Below are 13,637 nucleotides of genomic sequence, written 5' to 3'. Positions count from 1 at the left end.
CCCCCGCCCAGCAAGCCCGCATCCGCGACCTTGCCGAACAGCTCGACGCCCACCGCAAGCGCCAGCAGGCGCAGCACCCGGATCTCACACTGACCGGCATGTACAACGTCCTCGAAAAGCTGCGCAGCGGCGAGCCCTTGGGCGCCAAGGACAAAACGATCCACGAACAGGGCTTGGTGTCGGTGCTGCGCGAGCTGCACGACGCGCTCGACGCCGCGGTGTTCGACGCCTACGGCTGGAACGACCTCGCCGAGGTGCTCGTCGGCCGCCCCGGCGCGACGACCCCGCTGCCGGACAAGCCGGAGGCGCAAGCGGAAGCCGAGGAAGAACTCCTGCGCCGCCTCGTCGAGCTCAACGCCCGGCGCGCCGCCGAGGAAGCGCGCGGCCTGGTGCGCTGGCTGCGCCCGGACTACCAGAACCCCGGCGCAGCCGCCGCGCCGCAGCAGTTCGAAGCCGAACTCGTGGAAGAGGCCGCCGCCGCCGAAGCCGTCCCCGCCGCCTTGAACGGCAAGGCCACGTGGCCGAAGAACATGCGCGAACAGGTCGCCGCCGTGCGCGCCGCGCTCGCCCGCCAGAGCCTGCCCGCGGAGGCGATCGCCGCGCAGTTCAAACGCTCGCCAAAAGCGGCGGTGCTCGCGGTGGTCGAGGCGCTGGAAGAGCTGGGTATGGTGCAGCGCGAGGGCGAGGCGTACCGGCTGCAGGGGTGACAATGCGTTTGCAGTGGCACAAAATGGCAAAGTCTGACATCACGGAGGTAGCCATGTCCCTCAACGTCTCCCTTCCCCCCGAACTCGAAAACCGCGTGCGCGAGCATGTGGCTTCCGGCTTGTACGGCTCCGCGAGCGAGGTCATCCGCGAGGCCTTGCGCCTTTTCGAAGCGTATCAATCGGTGCAGGCCGTGAGTCTCGCCGCCCTCAAGACGGATATTGCCCGAGGCATGGCCGACGTCGATGCCGGCCGCGTCGGTGCCGTCGACATGAACGCGATCAAGGCCCGCGGCCGGGCTGCTCTTAAGGCGAAGGCGAGGGATTGACGGTGCGCGTGCTTTACACCGCGAGCGCGCAGGCCGATCTGCTGGAAGCCTGGCTGTTCATTGCCGAAGAGAACCCGGTCGCGGCCGACCGCGTGCTCGATGCTATCGAGCAGGAGGCCAGCTCCTTGTTGTCGAATCCGCTGATGGGGCGTCTACGCCCAGAACTTGCTGCCGGAGTCCGTTCCTGGCCAACCGCGACGCCTTACATCCTGTTCTATCTTGCCGACCGTGGAGGCATTACGGTGCTACGCGTACTACACCATGCCCGGGACATTCAGCAGATCGCCTTTTGAACAGAGGCGTATGGCGTCGCCGGTGCATCAATGGAATTCCTGACCCCATGATCTGGCCGACTGCCAGGACGCCTATGCGCGCTGCGCGTTCAGTTCGGAAGACCGTTTCATCGGCCTGCGGGATTTTCCGGTGCACGAGGCCTGGTGCTGAGGAACGCGGGGTGGATGGGCCGGAGGCCGACTCCGGCTCGCATATACGGAGGTAGGCGCTACGCTTTTGGCCGCGCCGAAACTTCGTTTTCTGCCCTTGTTCCCGTGCCCTTACTCGTGTTCGAGCCGCTTCGTTGCGTCCGAATAGACCTGGCTCCGGTCCCGTCGCCCGACGGCAATCACGGTCACGAAGACGACATCCTCGTCGACGCGATAGACGAGCCGGTAACCGGCGCTTCTCAGCTTGATGTTGTAACAGTCCACCATGCCCGAGAGCGCCGCAGACGCCCCGCGCGGGTTGTTCAGGCGTTCTTCCAGTTTCTTCTTGAACTGCGCGCGCAGACTGCCGTCGAGCTTTTTCCACTCTTGCAGCGCGAGTTCGTGAAAGCGCAGCCTATAGGTCATCGAGGCCGACCTCGACGAACGGTCCGTCGGCGCGTTCGCGCACCAGGCGGGCGTCTTCGAGGTCTTCGAGGTAAGCCATCAGCCGCTCGTAATGTGCGGCCGAGAGCAGATAGGCTTCGGGCCGGTTGTGGTTCAGAACCGCGACGGGACAGTCTTCGGCTTCCCTGAGAATGCCGGCGAAGTTGCGTTTGAGCTCGGTCACGCTCACGGTCATGTTGGCGATGATCTTGTCCATCAGGAATCTCGACTAAAAAGACATCTGAATTGATGTCAAATATAGCGCGACAATGCGGGAGGCTCGCTTCAGCCCGGCCGGTCGAGCTTCGTCGACAGCAGGATGGTCGAGAAGGTGTCCACCACGCCCCGGATCGCCCGCACGCGGTCGATCACCGCGTCGAGTTCGTGCGTGGTTTCCGTTTCCAGCATGCCGCACAGGTCGTAGCGGCCGCTGATCGAGTAGAGCTTGGTGATCTCGTGGCGTTTGCGCAGCGCGCGCACGACGTCGGGCTCGTTCTTCGATTCGATCGAGATCAGCACCATCGCCTGGATCGAACGTGTCGATTGCGGCTTCGTCACGCTGACCGTGTAGCCGCTGATCGTTCCCGAGTCTTCCAGCGCCTTCAGGCGCAACTGCACCGTGCTGCGCGCGCAGCCGAGCGCCTGCGCGATCTTCACGACGGGCAGGCGGGCGTTCACCTTGAGCAGTTCGATGAGCTGGCGGTCGAGTTCGTCCATGGTTTTTTCCGCATAAGTCACTTTGACTGATTGACGGTCATTTTGACTGATTTGACGGCATATTCAAAGGCACTCTGCCTGTTCAGGCCGGCGCAGCCCGTCCCTAAACTCGTCTTCGTCAGGCCCCTGCGGCCATTCATAACGACGAACAAAGGGACAGGAAAATGCTGCAAAAAGTCGCGATCTCCCCGCGCGTGCTGCGCACCCGCGCCGAACTGGAAGCCTACGACCCGGCTTCCGAGTCCTGGCAGAAGCAGTTCGCCCGCCGCTACACCCATCATTCCGAACTGAAGGACGTCCTGAACAACATGGAGGACGTGAACGGGACCGTGTACGAGAAGTTCGCGGTGTCCATCACGCCCTACATGGCGCAGTTGATGGATCCGCATGATCCGAACTGCCCGATCCGCCTGCAGTACCTCCCCTCGCGCCACGAGGAGCAGAAGCCGGGCTTCGACACCCTGCTCGACGAACTGGGCGAGGAGGGTGACACCGTCCCGGGCACGAGCGTCGTGCATCGCTACCCGCGCCGCGTGCTTTTCCTCGTGTCCAACACCTGCTCGACGTTGTGCCGCTTCTGCACCCGCAAGCGCATGGTGTCGCAGCCGGCCGGCTCGGTGCATAAGGAGGAGATCGAGCGCTCGATCGACTACATCGCGAGCAACAAGGACATCGACGACGTGCTGCTCTCGGGCGGCGATCCGCTGACCTTCGACGACGAGCGCCTCGACTACATCCTCGGCGCGATCCGCGAACGCGCGCCGCACGTGCGCTTCCTGCGCATCGGTTCGCGCATGGTCGTGCAGTTGCCGACCCGTGTGACGCCGGAGCTATGCGCGATCCTGGAAAAGCATCGCGTGCAGATGGCGAATATCCACATCAACCACCCGAAGGAAATCACGCCGCTGTTGCGCGAGCGGGTCAAGCTGATCCAGAAGGCCGGGATCATGATGGGCTTGCAGACGGTGTGCCTGAAGGGCGTGAACGACGACGTCGACGTGCTGCGCGAGCTCTTCATGCAGGCGATCGAGATGGGCGTGCGGCCGTACTACGTCTATTCGACCGACATGGTCGAGGGCGCGCACCACTTCATCGTGCCTTACCACCGCATGCTGGAACTGTACGAAGGCATCCGCGGCTGGATCAGCGGTCCGGCGGTGCCGACCTTCGTCGTCGATGGCCTGGGCGGTCTCGGTAAGCTGCCGATCATCCCGACCTACGTCACCGAGGAAATCCGGCGCGACGGCCAGGGCACGACGATCAAGTGCCGCAATTACAAGGGCGACACCGTCGAGATGCCGGGCCTCGGGCTGGACTTCCGCGTTCCGTCGCAAAGCCGCGCGTAAGGAGGGGCCATGAAGCACGGTTCCCCCTACGGCACGCACCGCGTCGTCGAGCCGCAAGACGTGCTGCCGCAAGGCGCGTGGAAGATCGACAACGCGATGGAGATTTGCGACAACGAGATCCTGATCGACGTCTCTGCGCTCAACGTCGATGCCGCGAGCTTTACGCAGATCAAGACCGAGGCGGGCGGCGACACGGGCCGCATCTCCGCGATCGTGCGCGACATCGTCGGCCAGCGCGGCAAGATGCACAACCCGGTGACGGGTTCGGGCGGGATGCTGATCGGGCGCGTCGCGGCGATCGGGCCGAAGCTTGTCGGCAAGATCGACCTGAAGGTGGGCGACCGGATCGCGACGCTGGTGTCGCTGTCGTTGACGCCGCTGCGCATCGATGCAGTCCGCGCAGTGCATGCCGACAAGGACCAGATCGAGATCGACGGACAGGCGATCCTGTTTGAGACCGGCCTGTACGCGAAGCTGCCCGACGACATCCCGGAGAAGGTCGCGCTGGCGATCCTGGACGTGGCCGGTGCGCCGGCGCAGACCGCGCGTCTGGTGCGTCCCGGCGACACCGTCGTGGTCGTCGGCGGGGGCGGCAAGTCCGGCACGCTGTGCGTCTATGAAGCGAAGAAGCGCGCCGGACCGACCGGCTGCGTGATCGGCGTGTCCCCCTTCGAGAAGGATTGCCGGCGCATGAGCGAGCTCGGCTGGGTCGATCATGCGCTGCGGGCGGATGCGACCGACGCGGTGGCGATGATGGAGGCCGTCTCCGAGCTCACTGGCGGACGCATGGCGGACGTGGTCATCAACTGCGTGAACATCCCGAACACCGAGATGGGCAGCATCCTCGCGACGAAGGACGGCGGGAAGATCTACTTCTTCTCGATGGCGACGAGCTTCACCGCCGCCGCGCTCGGCGCCGAAGGCGTCGGCAAGGACGTCGAGATGATCGTCGGCAACGGCTACGCGAAGGGCCATGCGGTGCTCGCGCTCGAACTGCTGCGTGAATCGCCGGCGCTGCGGCATCTCTTCGAGACGCTCTATGTCTGAGGCCGCCGCCATGACCGGGAGCGCGCTGTGGCGCGAGATCCGCGCCGCCGGCATGACGACGCTGGCGGTGATGGGGATGACGAAGAACACCGGCAAGACGGTGTGCCTGAATCATCTCCTCGCGCAGGCGCACGCCCAGGGCACGAGCGTCGGCATCACGTCCATCGGCCGTGACGGTGAGGATCGCGACCAGGTGTTCTCGATCCCGAAGCCGCCGGTGCTCGTGTGGCCCGGCAGCCTCGTCGCGACGGCGCGTGACACGCTGCTGCGCGCGAAGGTGCGCTGGAAGCAGATCGGCGCGACTGCCATCGACAGCCCGATGGGCGAGATCCTGATCGTGCGTGCGCTCGACCACGGCGAGATGGAGATCGCCGGCGCGTCGCGCAGCTCCGATCAGCAGAAGGTGATCGCGATTCTGAAGGGCTGCGGCTGCGCGCTGGTGCTGCTCGACGGCGCACTCGGGCGCAGCCATCACGCGTCGCCCGCGATCGCTGACGGCGTGGTGCTTGCGACGGGGGCGGCGATCGGCGGCGGCATCGCTGACGTGATCCGCAAGACGCGCGACCGGCTCGCGATCCTCGGCATTCCGGCCGCGGATGACGCGCTGGCCGCGCGTTGCGAGCATGTCTTCGGGCACGGCGGGATCGGCGTGTGGAACCGCGCGGGCGAGACGGTGTTCGACGCTCGCATCCCGACGCTGAATGCCGCGCCGACGCTGCTCGGTTTGCCCGAACCCGCGACGATCGCCCTCAGCGGGGCGGTCGGCCGTGCGCTATGGCACGCGCTGAAGGCTCTCGCCGCGCGCCATCCCGGCCTGACGGTTGTAGTCGCCGACGGCACCAAGCTTTTCGTCGATGCGAACGACGTCGCGGGCTTCACCGCGACGGGCGCGCGGCTCGCGGCTTTCCGACGCATCCGCATCGCCGGCATCACCCTCAACCCGTTTTCGCCGCTCGGCGGCAGCTTCGACGCCGGGGACTTCCTCGACGCGGCACGCCGGGCCTTCCCCGATCACGTCGTCGCCGACGTGATGCGTGAGGAGCACCTATTAACACGGCAGTCAATTACGTGAAGTCAGCTTGAGTGCAGCACGGTCGCTCCCTCCCCTTCAAGGGGAGGGCTGGGGTGGGGATGGGTTTCGGACGGGGCTCGTACAAGCCTCGGTGAGTTTCGACGGAAACCCATCCCCCTCCTAGCCTCCCCCTTGAAGGGGGAGGAACACGGTGCCCCAGCAAGCCTCGCATATTTTTTGCCGCCTTGATGATGCAGGAAGGAGTTCTCCAATGACCCAATTGAACCTCGACCAGGGCCAGATCGATCGCGCGCGCGAGTCGGCGCGCCGCATCGCGCATCGCGTGTTCGACGACATGAGCCAGTTCACGACGACCACCGTCGAACGCGCGACGCTGCGCCTGATGGGCGTCGATGGCGTGGACGACAACCAGATCCCGCTGCCGAACCGCCTCGTCGCGCACTTGCAGGAACAGAGCCTGCTTCCGCACGGCGCAGCCGCCGTCGTTGCAGGAGCGATGGACGAGCACGGCCTCACCGCGCAGCAGGTCGCCGAAGCGGTCGCCGCCGGCAAGCTCGTGCTCGCCGCGCCGAAGAACGACAAGACCGCGCGCAAATCCGCCGAAGCGATCGCTGCAAAGATGTGCGACCACATCGCCACCCAACGCACCGTGCGTGCGCAGCAGATCGAAAAGGTCGGCGAGGCGCACACACCCTGGCTCTACCTCATCGTCGCGACCGGCAACATCTTCGAGGACATCGTCCAGGCCCGAGCGGCTGCGGAGCAGGGCGCCGACATCGTCGCCGTGATCCGCTCGACCGGCCAGAGCCTGCTCGATTACGTCCCTTACGGCGCGACCACCGAAGGTTTCGGTGGCACCTACGCGACGCAGGAGAACTTCCGCCTGATGCGCGCCGCGCTCGACGAGGTCGGGGCGAAGATCGGCCGCTACATCCGCCTGACGAACTATTGCTCGGGCCTGTGCATGCCCGAGATCGCGGCGATGGGCGCGATGGAGCGTCTCGACATGATGCTCAACGACTCGATGTACGGAATCATCTTCCGCGACATCAACATGAAGCGCACCTTCATCGACCAGTTCTTCTCGCGCATGGTCAATGCCTACGCCGGCATCATCATCAACACCGGCGAGGACAATTACCTGACCACCGCCGACGCGTTCGATGCCGCACACACCGTGCTCGCGTCCCAACTCATCAACGAGCAGTTCGCCTACATCTCGGGCCTGAAGCCCGATCAGATGGGCCTCGGCCACGCCTTCGAGATCAACCCGGATCTCGAGAACGGCTTCCTGTGGGAAGTCGCCCACGCCCAGCTCGTGCGCCAGGTCTTCCCCGAAGCCTGCCTCAAGTACATGCCGCCGACGAAGCACATGACTGGCAACGTCTTCAAGGGCCACATCCAGGACGCGCTGTTCAACGTCGTCAGCACGCTCACCGGGCAGAACATCCACCTCCTCGGGATGATGACCGAGGCGATCCACACGCCCTTCATCCAGGACCGCTTCCTCGCGATCCAGAACGCGAAGTACGTGTTCGGCACGATGCGCGACCTGCATGAAGAAGTTGAATTCAGGGCCGGTGGGCGTATCGAGTCCCGTGCGCAGGAAGTGCTCGCCGAGACCGTCGGCATCCTCGCCGAGATCGAGAAGATCGGCCTGCCCGCGGCGATCGGTCGCGGCACCTTCGCCGACATCTCGCGCACGATGGACGGCGGCAAGGGTCTCGACGGCGTGATCGCAAAGGCTGCCGACTACTACAACCCCTTCCCGGACCTGATGCTGGCGGGAGCGAACTGAGATGAGCCAAACGACCACCGAAAACTGGGTGAAACCCTACGGCGACACGATGAACGACGGCCGCGTGCAGCTTTCCTTCACGCTGCCGGTCGCGCTCGACGAGAACGCCAAGGAAGCCGCGCGCCAGCTCGCGCTGGAGATGGGGCTCGACGAGCCTGCCGTCGTGCACGCCGAGGACATGGGGCAGGGCTTCTCGTTCTACGTGCTGTACGGCCAGTGCAAGCACCGCGTCGACCTCTCGCGCATCAAGGTCGCGAAGCCCGAGTTCGAGACGCTCGACAAGGACGCGATCAACGCGCTGATCGCCGACAAGATGGGCCGCAAGATGGTCTTCCTCGGCGCCTGCATCGAGACCGATGCGCACACCGTCGGCATCGACGCGATCATGAACATGAAGGGCTACAACGGCCACAAGGGGCTGGAGAGCTACCACGAAGTGCGTGCGATCAACATGGGGGCGCAGGTCGACTCCGAGGAGCTCGTCGCGCGCGCGATCGAGGAACAGGCCGACGTGATCCTCGTGTCGCAGGTCGTCACGCAGAAGAACATCCACCTCGACAACCTCACGCGCCTGTCGGACCTGCTCGAAGCCGAGGGCATCCGCGACCGCGTGATCCTCGTCGTCGGCGGCCCGCGCATCTCGCACGAACTCGCGAAGGAGCTGGGCTACGACGCCGGTTTCGGCACCAAGTCGTATGCCGAAGATGTCGCGTCCTTCGCGATCAACGAATGGATCAAGCGCAATGGAACGTAGGGCGGGAAAGCGCAGCGCATCCCGCCACGCAGCGGTTATTCAAGCACATACGGCGGAAGGCGCCTTCGGCTTTTCCGCCCTACAAGGAGACACCATGACTGACATTACCAGCCTCATCCGCCTGCGCATCAGCGCCCACGACGCCCACTACGCGGGCGAGCTCGTGGACGGCGCCAGGATGCTGCAGCTCTTCGGCGACGTCGCGACCGAACTGCTGATCCGCAGCGACGGTGACGAGGGCCTCTTCGTCGCCTACGACAGCGTCGAATTCCTCGCCCCGGTGCGCGCGGGCGATTTCATCGAAGCCACCGGCCGCATCGTGGCTATGGGCAAGACCTCGCGCAAGATGGAGTTCGAGGCGCGCAAGGTCATCGTCCCGGCCGGCATCGCGAGCCAGCCATCGGCCTGCGACGTGCTGGCCGAACCGATCGTCGTCTGTCGCGCGTCCGGCACCTGCGTGGTGCCGGCGGAGTGCCAGCGCAACGTGCGTTGAGCACGCCATGGAAAAACTCATCATCACCGCGGCGCTGACCGGCGCCGAAGTCACGCGCGAACAGCAGCCCGCGCTACCGATCACGCCCGACGAGATCGCGCTTGCCGCCGAGGAGTGCGCCGCGGCGGGCGCGGCCATCGTGCATGTCCACGCGCGGAGGCCCGACGGCACCCCGACGCAGGACAAGGCGATCTACGCCGAGATCATCGACAAGATCCGTGCGCGCTGTGACGTGATCGTGCAAGTGTCGACCGGCGGCGCCGTCGGCATGAGCGCCGCCGAACGGTTGGCGCCGGTCGAGCTGCGCCCCGAGATGGCGACGCTGTCTATGGGCTCCGTGAACTTCGGCGACGACGTGTTCCTGAACCCGCCGGCCGAGATGGCGCACTTCCTCCGCACGATGCAGGAACTGCGCGTCAAACCCGAGTTCGAGATCTTCGACGCCGGCATGCTGCACAGCCTGCAGCGCTGGCTGAAGAAGGGCATCGTCAATGGCCCGGTGCATGTCGACTTCGTGCTCGGCGTGCCGGGCGCGATGGCCGGCACGCCCGAGTCGCTGATGTTCCTGCGCTCGCAAATGCCGGCGGAGGCGACGTGGACGGTCGCCAGCATCGGCGCGGCGCAGTTGCCGCTCGGGGCGATGGCGATCGCGCTCGGCGGGCACGTGCGCGTGGGCTTCGAGGACAACGTGTGGTACCGCAAGGGCGAGCTCGCGGCGAGCAACGCCCAGCTCGTCGCGCGCATCGCGCGCATCGCCCGCGAGATGGAGCGGCCGGTCGCGACGCCGGACGATGCGCGCGCGCTGCTGGCGATTGCGCGCTGAGCCTGTGCCGATGGCATGCATGCGAGCGGTCGCGGTCTCGTTGCCGCATTTCAATCAAGGAAATGATTCGCAACAAGCCTGCTAGAATGCCGCTCCCCGGTCGTGTTGGCAGAATGACTGCCCCGATCGGGACGCAACAGGTGCCCGGGCCGCGTCGGCGGTTCGGGTTAAACGGGAACAGGGTGCGCGGCATTGCCGCAAAGCCCTGGCTGCCCCCGCAACGGTAAGCAAGCAAAGGTGCATCACGGCCGTTCAGCCCGAACGGCCAGCCACTGGACCGCCACGTGGCGTCGCGAGACGCGCGCGGACGATCCGGGAAGGCGATGCCCCGGGAGCCTGTCTCCAGACTCCGCTTGCAAGCCCGGAGACCGGCCTGTTGCATGAGGTCGTCGGCCCCTGGCCGATGGCGTTTGCAACAGACCATCTGCGGGGTGCAGGGGCGGCAAGGCTTGTGGCCTGCGGGCATGGCTCGTCGTCTTCGCAAAGCGGATGGTCCGACCGTGGAGTCTGATCATGCAAGCCAAGCAACACCGTTTCCTTTCGTTCGCATCCATTTCGCCGCTGGCTGCCGGCCTGCTGGCGGCATCACTCGCGCACGCCGAAGCGCCGATGAACGTCGATGACGCCGGCACCCTCGACCGCGGCGGCGCGAAGATCGAAGGCGCCTGGACCCGGGACGGGCGCACGCACGGCGGCGAACTCGTCTTCGGCTTCAGCCCCATCGACGCGCTCGAACTCGAAGTCGGCGCGGGCCGCGAGCGCGAGGGCGGTACCCACCGCGAAACGCACTTGCAGAGCAACGGATTTGGCGCAAAGTGGGTGCCGTTCCAGAACGAGAAGGGCTGGTCGCTCGGCGCTCGCCTCGATTTCGGCCGCACCCGCGTCGATCCCGAGACCCCCGAGCAATTCACCGAACGCCGCTACGCCCTGACCGGGCTCGCATCCTATCGCTTCGAGAACGACCAGGTCCTGCACCTCAACCTGGGTGCGGAGCGCGTTCGCGCCGACGGCAACGGCAGCACCGCGGGTACCTGGGGCATCGGTTACGAATTCCCCCTCGCCGACCGCCTGCAGCTTACCCTCGAGACCTTCGGTGCCGAGCACGCCCGCCCCGACCGGGCAGTCGGCCTGCGCTACGAGATCCGGCCCGGCCTCAAGGTGTCGGGCGCCATCGGGCGCGGCGACGGCCGCAGTTTCGGCCAGGCCGGATTCGCCTGGGAGTTCTGAGCGCCGCGCCACGCGGGCGCTCGTCGATCGACGGGCCGAGGTGCGCGCTCAGGGATTTGCCGTGCGTCGCGCCTCGGCCTTCTCGCGTTCGACGCGCTCGGTGACGTCGCGGGCGACCGCGACCGAACCCACCGCCGTACCGCTTTCGTCGGCGACGAGGGCGAAGCTCATTTCGACGTAAAGCCGGCTGCCGGAGCGGTGCGATGCACGCGTCAGCGTCGGCCGGCCGTGCAGGCGGGTCGCGCCGCTCAGCATCGCCGCATTGAAACCGCGCCAGTGTGCCGCTCGCAGATTCTCGGGAATGATGAGGTCGAGCGACTGGCCGAGCGCGTGCCCCGCGGGGTATCCGAACATCGTTTCCGCGGCGCGGTTCCAGCGCCGGATGATGCCGTCGCGGTCGGCGTAGATGAGCGCCTCGGCCATCTCGTCGAGGATCCGCTCCGCCAGCGGTAGCGTTTCCTGGGTCTTGTCTTCCATTCGGAGTCCCCGGTTCGTTGGGAGGGATACGACCGTCTTGCCCGCTTGCTGCCGCAGGGGCAAGCGTGTACTCTCGCGCTGCGAAAGCAGACTATAAAATGAATCTTATAGGATTTTCCCCCCAATGGCTTCACCACGCACCATCGAACTCGTCCACGCAACCGTTCCCGCACTGCAGGCGCACGGCCTGGCGCTGACGACGCATTTCTACGCGCGGCTGTTCGCGCACGAGCCCGAACTGAAGAACATCTTCAACCTGGGCAACCAGGCCGGCGGACAGCAGCAACAGGCCTTGGCACAGGCGGTGCTCGCCTATGCGCAGCACATCGAGAACCCGGCCGCGCTCGCGCCGGTCGCCTCGCGCATCGCGCACAAGCATGCGAGCATCGGCATCCGCGCCGAGCATTATCCGATCGTCGGCCGCCACCTGCTCGCGTCGATCCGCGAAGTCCTCGGCGCCGCCGCCACCGACGAGATCATCGCCGCGTGGGGCGAGGCCTACGGCGAACTCGCCGACGTGCTGATCGCCGCCGAGGCGGAGCTGTACCGCGCGTCGGCGGCGACCCCCGGCGGCTGGAGCGGCTGGCGCGAGTTCGTCGTCGAGCGCAAGGAACGCGAGAGCGAGCTGATCACGTCCTTCTACCTGCGCCCGGCCGACGGCGGCGCGCTGCCGCCCTTCGTGCCGGGGCAGTTCGTGAGCCTCGTGCTGCCCATCCCCGAACTCGGCCACGAGCAGATCCGCCAGTACAGCCTGTCCGACGCGCCGAACACCGGCTACTTCCGCATCTCCGTGAAGCGCGAGGGGCAGGATCCGCAAGGGGCGGTGTCGAACCGCCTGCACGACGCGGTGAGCGTCGGCGACCGCATCCGCCTGTCGCCGCCTTACGGCGATTTTTATCTCGACGAGGCGCGCGATACGCCGGTGGTGCTCGTCAGCGGCGGCGTCGGCCTGACGCCGATGATCAGCATGCTCAACGCGCTGGCGCAGACGCAGCGGCGCGCGATCTTCGTCCATGGCGCGCGCAACGGCCGCGTCCATGCGCTCAAGGGGCACGTCGAGCAGCTCGCCGCCGAGCATGCGCACGTCGAGCATGTCGTGTTCTACGACGCGCCGGACGCCACGGATGTCGCCGGGCGCGACTACCACTTCGACGGCGTCGTCGATCTCGAGCGCGTGCGCGATCGCGTCGAGCTCGCCGAGGCCGACTACTATCTGTGCGGCCCGTTGCCCTTCATGCTGAAGCAGCGCGACGCGCTGCTCGCCTGGGGCGTGCCGGCCGACCGGATCCACTACGAAGTCTTCGGCCCGGACCAGCTCGTCGGCGCGCCGTGAGACCGCCCGCCGCTCTGCTAGACTCGTCCCCCCGCAGCTTTCCGGAGTCCGCAGCACCGTGAACCCGTCCGACCTCGAACGTCAGCTCGCTTTCCTCCGGGAAATCGACCGCCTCAAGGGCATCGTGCGTCTCACGCCGCTGATCGATCGCTCGCGGCGCGAGAACAGCGCCGAGCATTCGTGGCACCTCGCGCTGTACGCGCTGGTGCTGGCCGGGCATGCCGCCGGGACGGTCGACGTGCTGCGCGTGGTGAAGATGCTGCTGATCCACGACATCGTCGAGATCGACGCGGGCGACGTGCCTTTCCATGTGCCTTCGACGCACGCCGGGCAGGCCGAACGCGAGCGGCTCGCCGCCGAGCGCATCTTCGGCCTGTTGCCCGACGCTCAGGCCGCCGAGTTCCGCGACCTGTGGTTCGAGTTTGAGGCGGCCGAGAGCGACGATGCGAAGTTCGCGAAGGCACTCGACCGTTTCCAGCCGATGCTGCACAACGCTGCGACCGACGGCGGCACCTGGGTCGAGTGCGAGGTCACGCTCGAACAGGTGAAGTCGCGCTGCCGTCCGCCGATCGAAGGCGGGGCGCCGGCCTTGTGGACGGTCGCGGCGCAGTTCGCCGAAGAGCATTTCCGCGAGCCGCCGCAGGAGTCGTAGCGGGAGTACCGCAGCCCCGCGCGGGGGGTGGGAGGGGG

General features: G+C 66.4%; 16 protein-coding genes, 1 pseudogene and 1 riboswitch. Of the genes and pseudogenes, 13 read left to right on the top strand and 4 right to left on the bottom strand.

Features of this window, described 5'->3' with window-relative positions; genetic code table 11:
- The 3 genes and pseudogenes from GPA22_RS21645 to GPA22_RS21635 all read left to right on the top strand — a co-directional run.
- Positions 1–707: pseudogene (locus GPA22_RS21645) on the top strand (class I SAM-dependent DNA methyltransferase); the annotation flags it as partial.
- Positions 708–760: 53 nt separating this feature from the next.
- Positions 761–1,033, top strand: coding sequence for a type II toxin-antitoxin system ParD family antitoxin (locus GPA22_RS21640; RefSeq protein ID WP_169258148.1), 273 nt, complete (start codon positions 761–763; stop codon positions 1,031–1,033).
- A 2-nt stretch (positions 1,034–1,035) separates the two neighbouring features.
- Complete coding sequence (locus GPA22_RS21635) at positions 1,036–1,326, top strand: type II toxin-antitoxin system RelE/ParE family toxin (RefSeq protein WP_169258149.1); 291 nt, start codon at positions 1,036–1,038, stop codon at positions 1,324–1,326.
- A 261-nt stretch (positions 1,327–1,587) separates the two neighbouring features.
- Here GPA22_RS21635 and GPA22_RS21630 read toward each other — a convergent pair whose 3' ends face one another.
- The 3 genes from GPA22_RS21630 to GPA22_RS21620 all read right to left on the bottom strand — a co-directional run bounded on the left by GPA22_RS21630 (position 1,588) and on the right by GPA22_RS21620 (position 2,616).
- The gene (locus tag GPA22_RS21630) at positions 1,588–1,881 is read right to left on the bottom strand and encodes a type II toxin-antitoxin system RelE family toxin (RefSeq protein ID WP_169258147.1); all 294 of its coding nucleotides are present in this window, start codon (positions 1,879–1,881) and stop codon (positions 1,588–1,590) included.
- Positions 1,871–2,116 (bottom strand): type II toxin-antitoxin system Phd/YefM family antitoxin, encoded by a 246-nt coding sequence (locus GPA22_RS21625; RefSeq protein WP_169258146.1) that lies wholly within the window; start codon positions 2,114–2,116, stop codon positions 1,871–1,873. The genes GPA22_RS21630 and GPA22_RS21625 overlap by 11 nt, the downstream gene beginning before the upstream one ends.
- Positions 2,117–2,184: 68 nt before the next feature.
- Positions 2,185–2,616 carry an Lrp/AsnC family transcriptional regulator gene (locus GPA22_RS21620; protein WP_169258145.1) on the bottom strand — a complete coding sequence of 144 codons (432 nt, stop codon included), beginning with the start codon at positions 2,614–2,616 and terminating at the stop codon, positions 2,185–2,187.
- A gap of 164 nt (positions 2,617–2,780) precedes the next feature.
- Here GPA22_RS21620 and GPA22_RS21615 point away from each other — a divergent pair, with 164 nt between their 5' ends.
- From GPA22_RS21615 to GPA22_RS21580, 8 genes are all read left to right on the top strand, one after another.
- Complete coding sequence (locus GPA22_RS21615) at positions 2,781–3,962, top strand: KamA family radical SAM protein (RefSeq protein ID WP_169258144.1); 1,182 nt, start codon at positions 2,781–2,783, stop codon at positions 3,960–3,962.
- A gap of 9 nt (positions 3,963–3,971) precedes the next feature.
- Positions 3,972–5,009 carry an L-erythro-3,5-diaminohexanoate dehydrogenase gene (gene kdd / locus GPA22_RS21610; protein ID WP_169258143.1) on the top strand — a complete coding sequence of 346 codons (1,038 nt, stop codon included), beginning with the start codon at positions 3,972–3,974 and terminating at the stop codon, positions 5,007–5,009.
- A complete protein-coding gene (gene kamB, locus GPA22_RS21605) occupies positions 5,002–6,081 on the top strand; it encodes a lysine 5,6-aminomutase reactivase subunit KamB (RefSeq protein ID WP_169258142.1) in 1,080 nt (359 codons plus the stop codon). Before kdd ends, kamB begins: the two co-directional genes overlap by 8 nt.
- 211 nt (positions 6,082–6,292) lie before the next feature.
- Entirely contained in the window at positions 6,293–7,840 is a 1,548-nt protein-coding gene (kamD, locus tag GPA22_RS21600; protein WP_169258141.1) for a lysine 5,6-aminomutase subunit alpha, read from the top strand.
- A gap of 1 nt (position 7,841) precedes the next feature.
- Positions 7,842–8,594: a lysine 5,6-aminomutase subunit beta gene (gene kamE, locus GPA22_RS21595; protein WP_169258140.1), complete on the top strand. Its 753-nt coding sequence runs from the start codon at positions 7,842–7,844 to the stop codon at positions 8,592–8,594.
- Positions 8,595–8,688: 94 nt separating this feature from the next.
- Complete coding sequence (gene kal, locus GPA22_RS21590; RefSeq protein ID WP_169258139.1) at positions 8,689–9,087, top strand: 3-aminobutyryl-CoA ammonia lyase; 399 nt, start codon at positions 8,689–8,691, stop codon at positions 9,085–9,087.
- A 7-nt stretch (positions 9,088–9,094) separates the two neighbouring features.
- Positions 9,095–9,910: a 3-keto-5-aminohexanoate cleavage enzyme gene (gene kce, locus GPA22_RS21585; protein ID WP_169258138.1), complete on the top strand. Its 816-nt coding sequence runs from the start codon at positions 9,095–9,097 to the stop codon at positions 9,908–9,910.
- A 121-nt stretch (positions 9,911–10,031) separates the two neighbouring features.
- A riboswitch (cobalamin riboswitch) is annotated at positions 10,032–10,301 on the top strand.
- A gap of 122 nt (positions 10,302–10,423) precedes the next feature.
- Positions 10,424–11,137: a TonB-dependent receptor gene (locus tag GPA22_RS21580; RefSeq protein ID WP_169258137.1), complete on the top strand. Its 714-nt coding sequence runs from the start codon at positions 10,424–10,426 to the stop codon at positions 11,135–11,137.
- Positions 11,138–11,185: 48 nt separating this feature from the next.
- On the opposite strand, the gene GPA22_RS21575 is transcribed toward GPA22_RS21580, so the two are convergent.
- The gene (locus GPA22_RS21575) at positions 11,186–11,614 is read right to left on the bottom strand and encodes a PAS domain S-box protein (protein WP_169258136.1); all 429 of its coding nucleotides are present in this window, start codon (positions 11,612–11,614) and stop codon (positions 11,186–11,188) included.
- A gap of 124 nt (positions 11,615–11,738) precedes the next feature.
- On the opposite strand from GPA22_RS21575, the gene hmpA reads away from it, so the two are divergent.
- Both hmpA and GPA22_RS21565 read left to right on the top strand, forming a co-directional pair.
- On the top strand, positions 11,739–12,947 hold the full coding sequence (gene hmpA / locus GPA22_RS21570) for an NO-inducible flavohemoprotein (protein WP_169258135.1): 1,209 nt from the start codon (positions 11,739–11,741) through the stop codon (positions 12,945–12,947).
- A 58-nt stretch (positions 12,948–13,005) separates the two neighbouring features.
- A complete protein-coding gene (locus tag GPA22_RS21565) occupies positions 13,006–13,599 on the top strand; it encodes an HD domain-containing protein (RefSeq protein WP_169258134.1) in 594 nt (197 codons plus the stop codon).
- Positions 13,600–13,637: the final 38 nt, after the last annotated feature.

Origin of the sequence: Aromatoleum toluvorans (assembly GCF_012910905.1) — a bacterium.
Lineage (GTDB): Bacteria > Pseudomonadota > Gammaproteobacteria > Burkholderiales > Rhodocyclaceae > Aromatoleum > Aromatoleum toluvorans.
The sequence above is the reverse complement of the archived record's forward strand: the minus strand, read 5'-3'. Positions and strand labels throughout refer to the sequence as shown.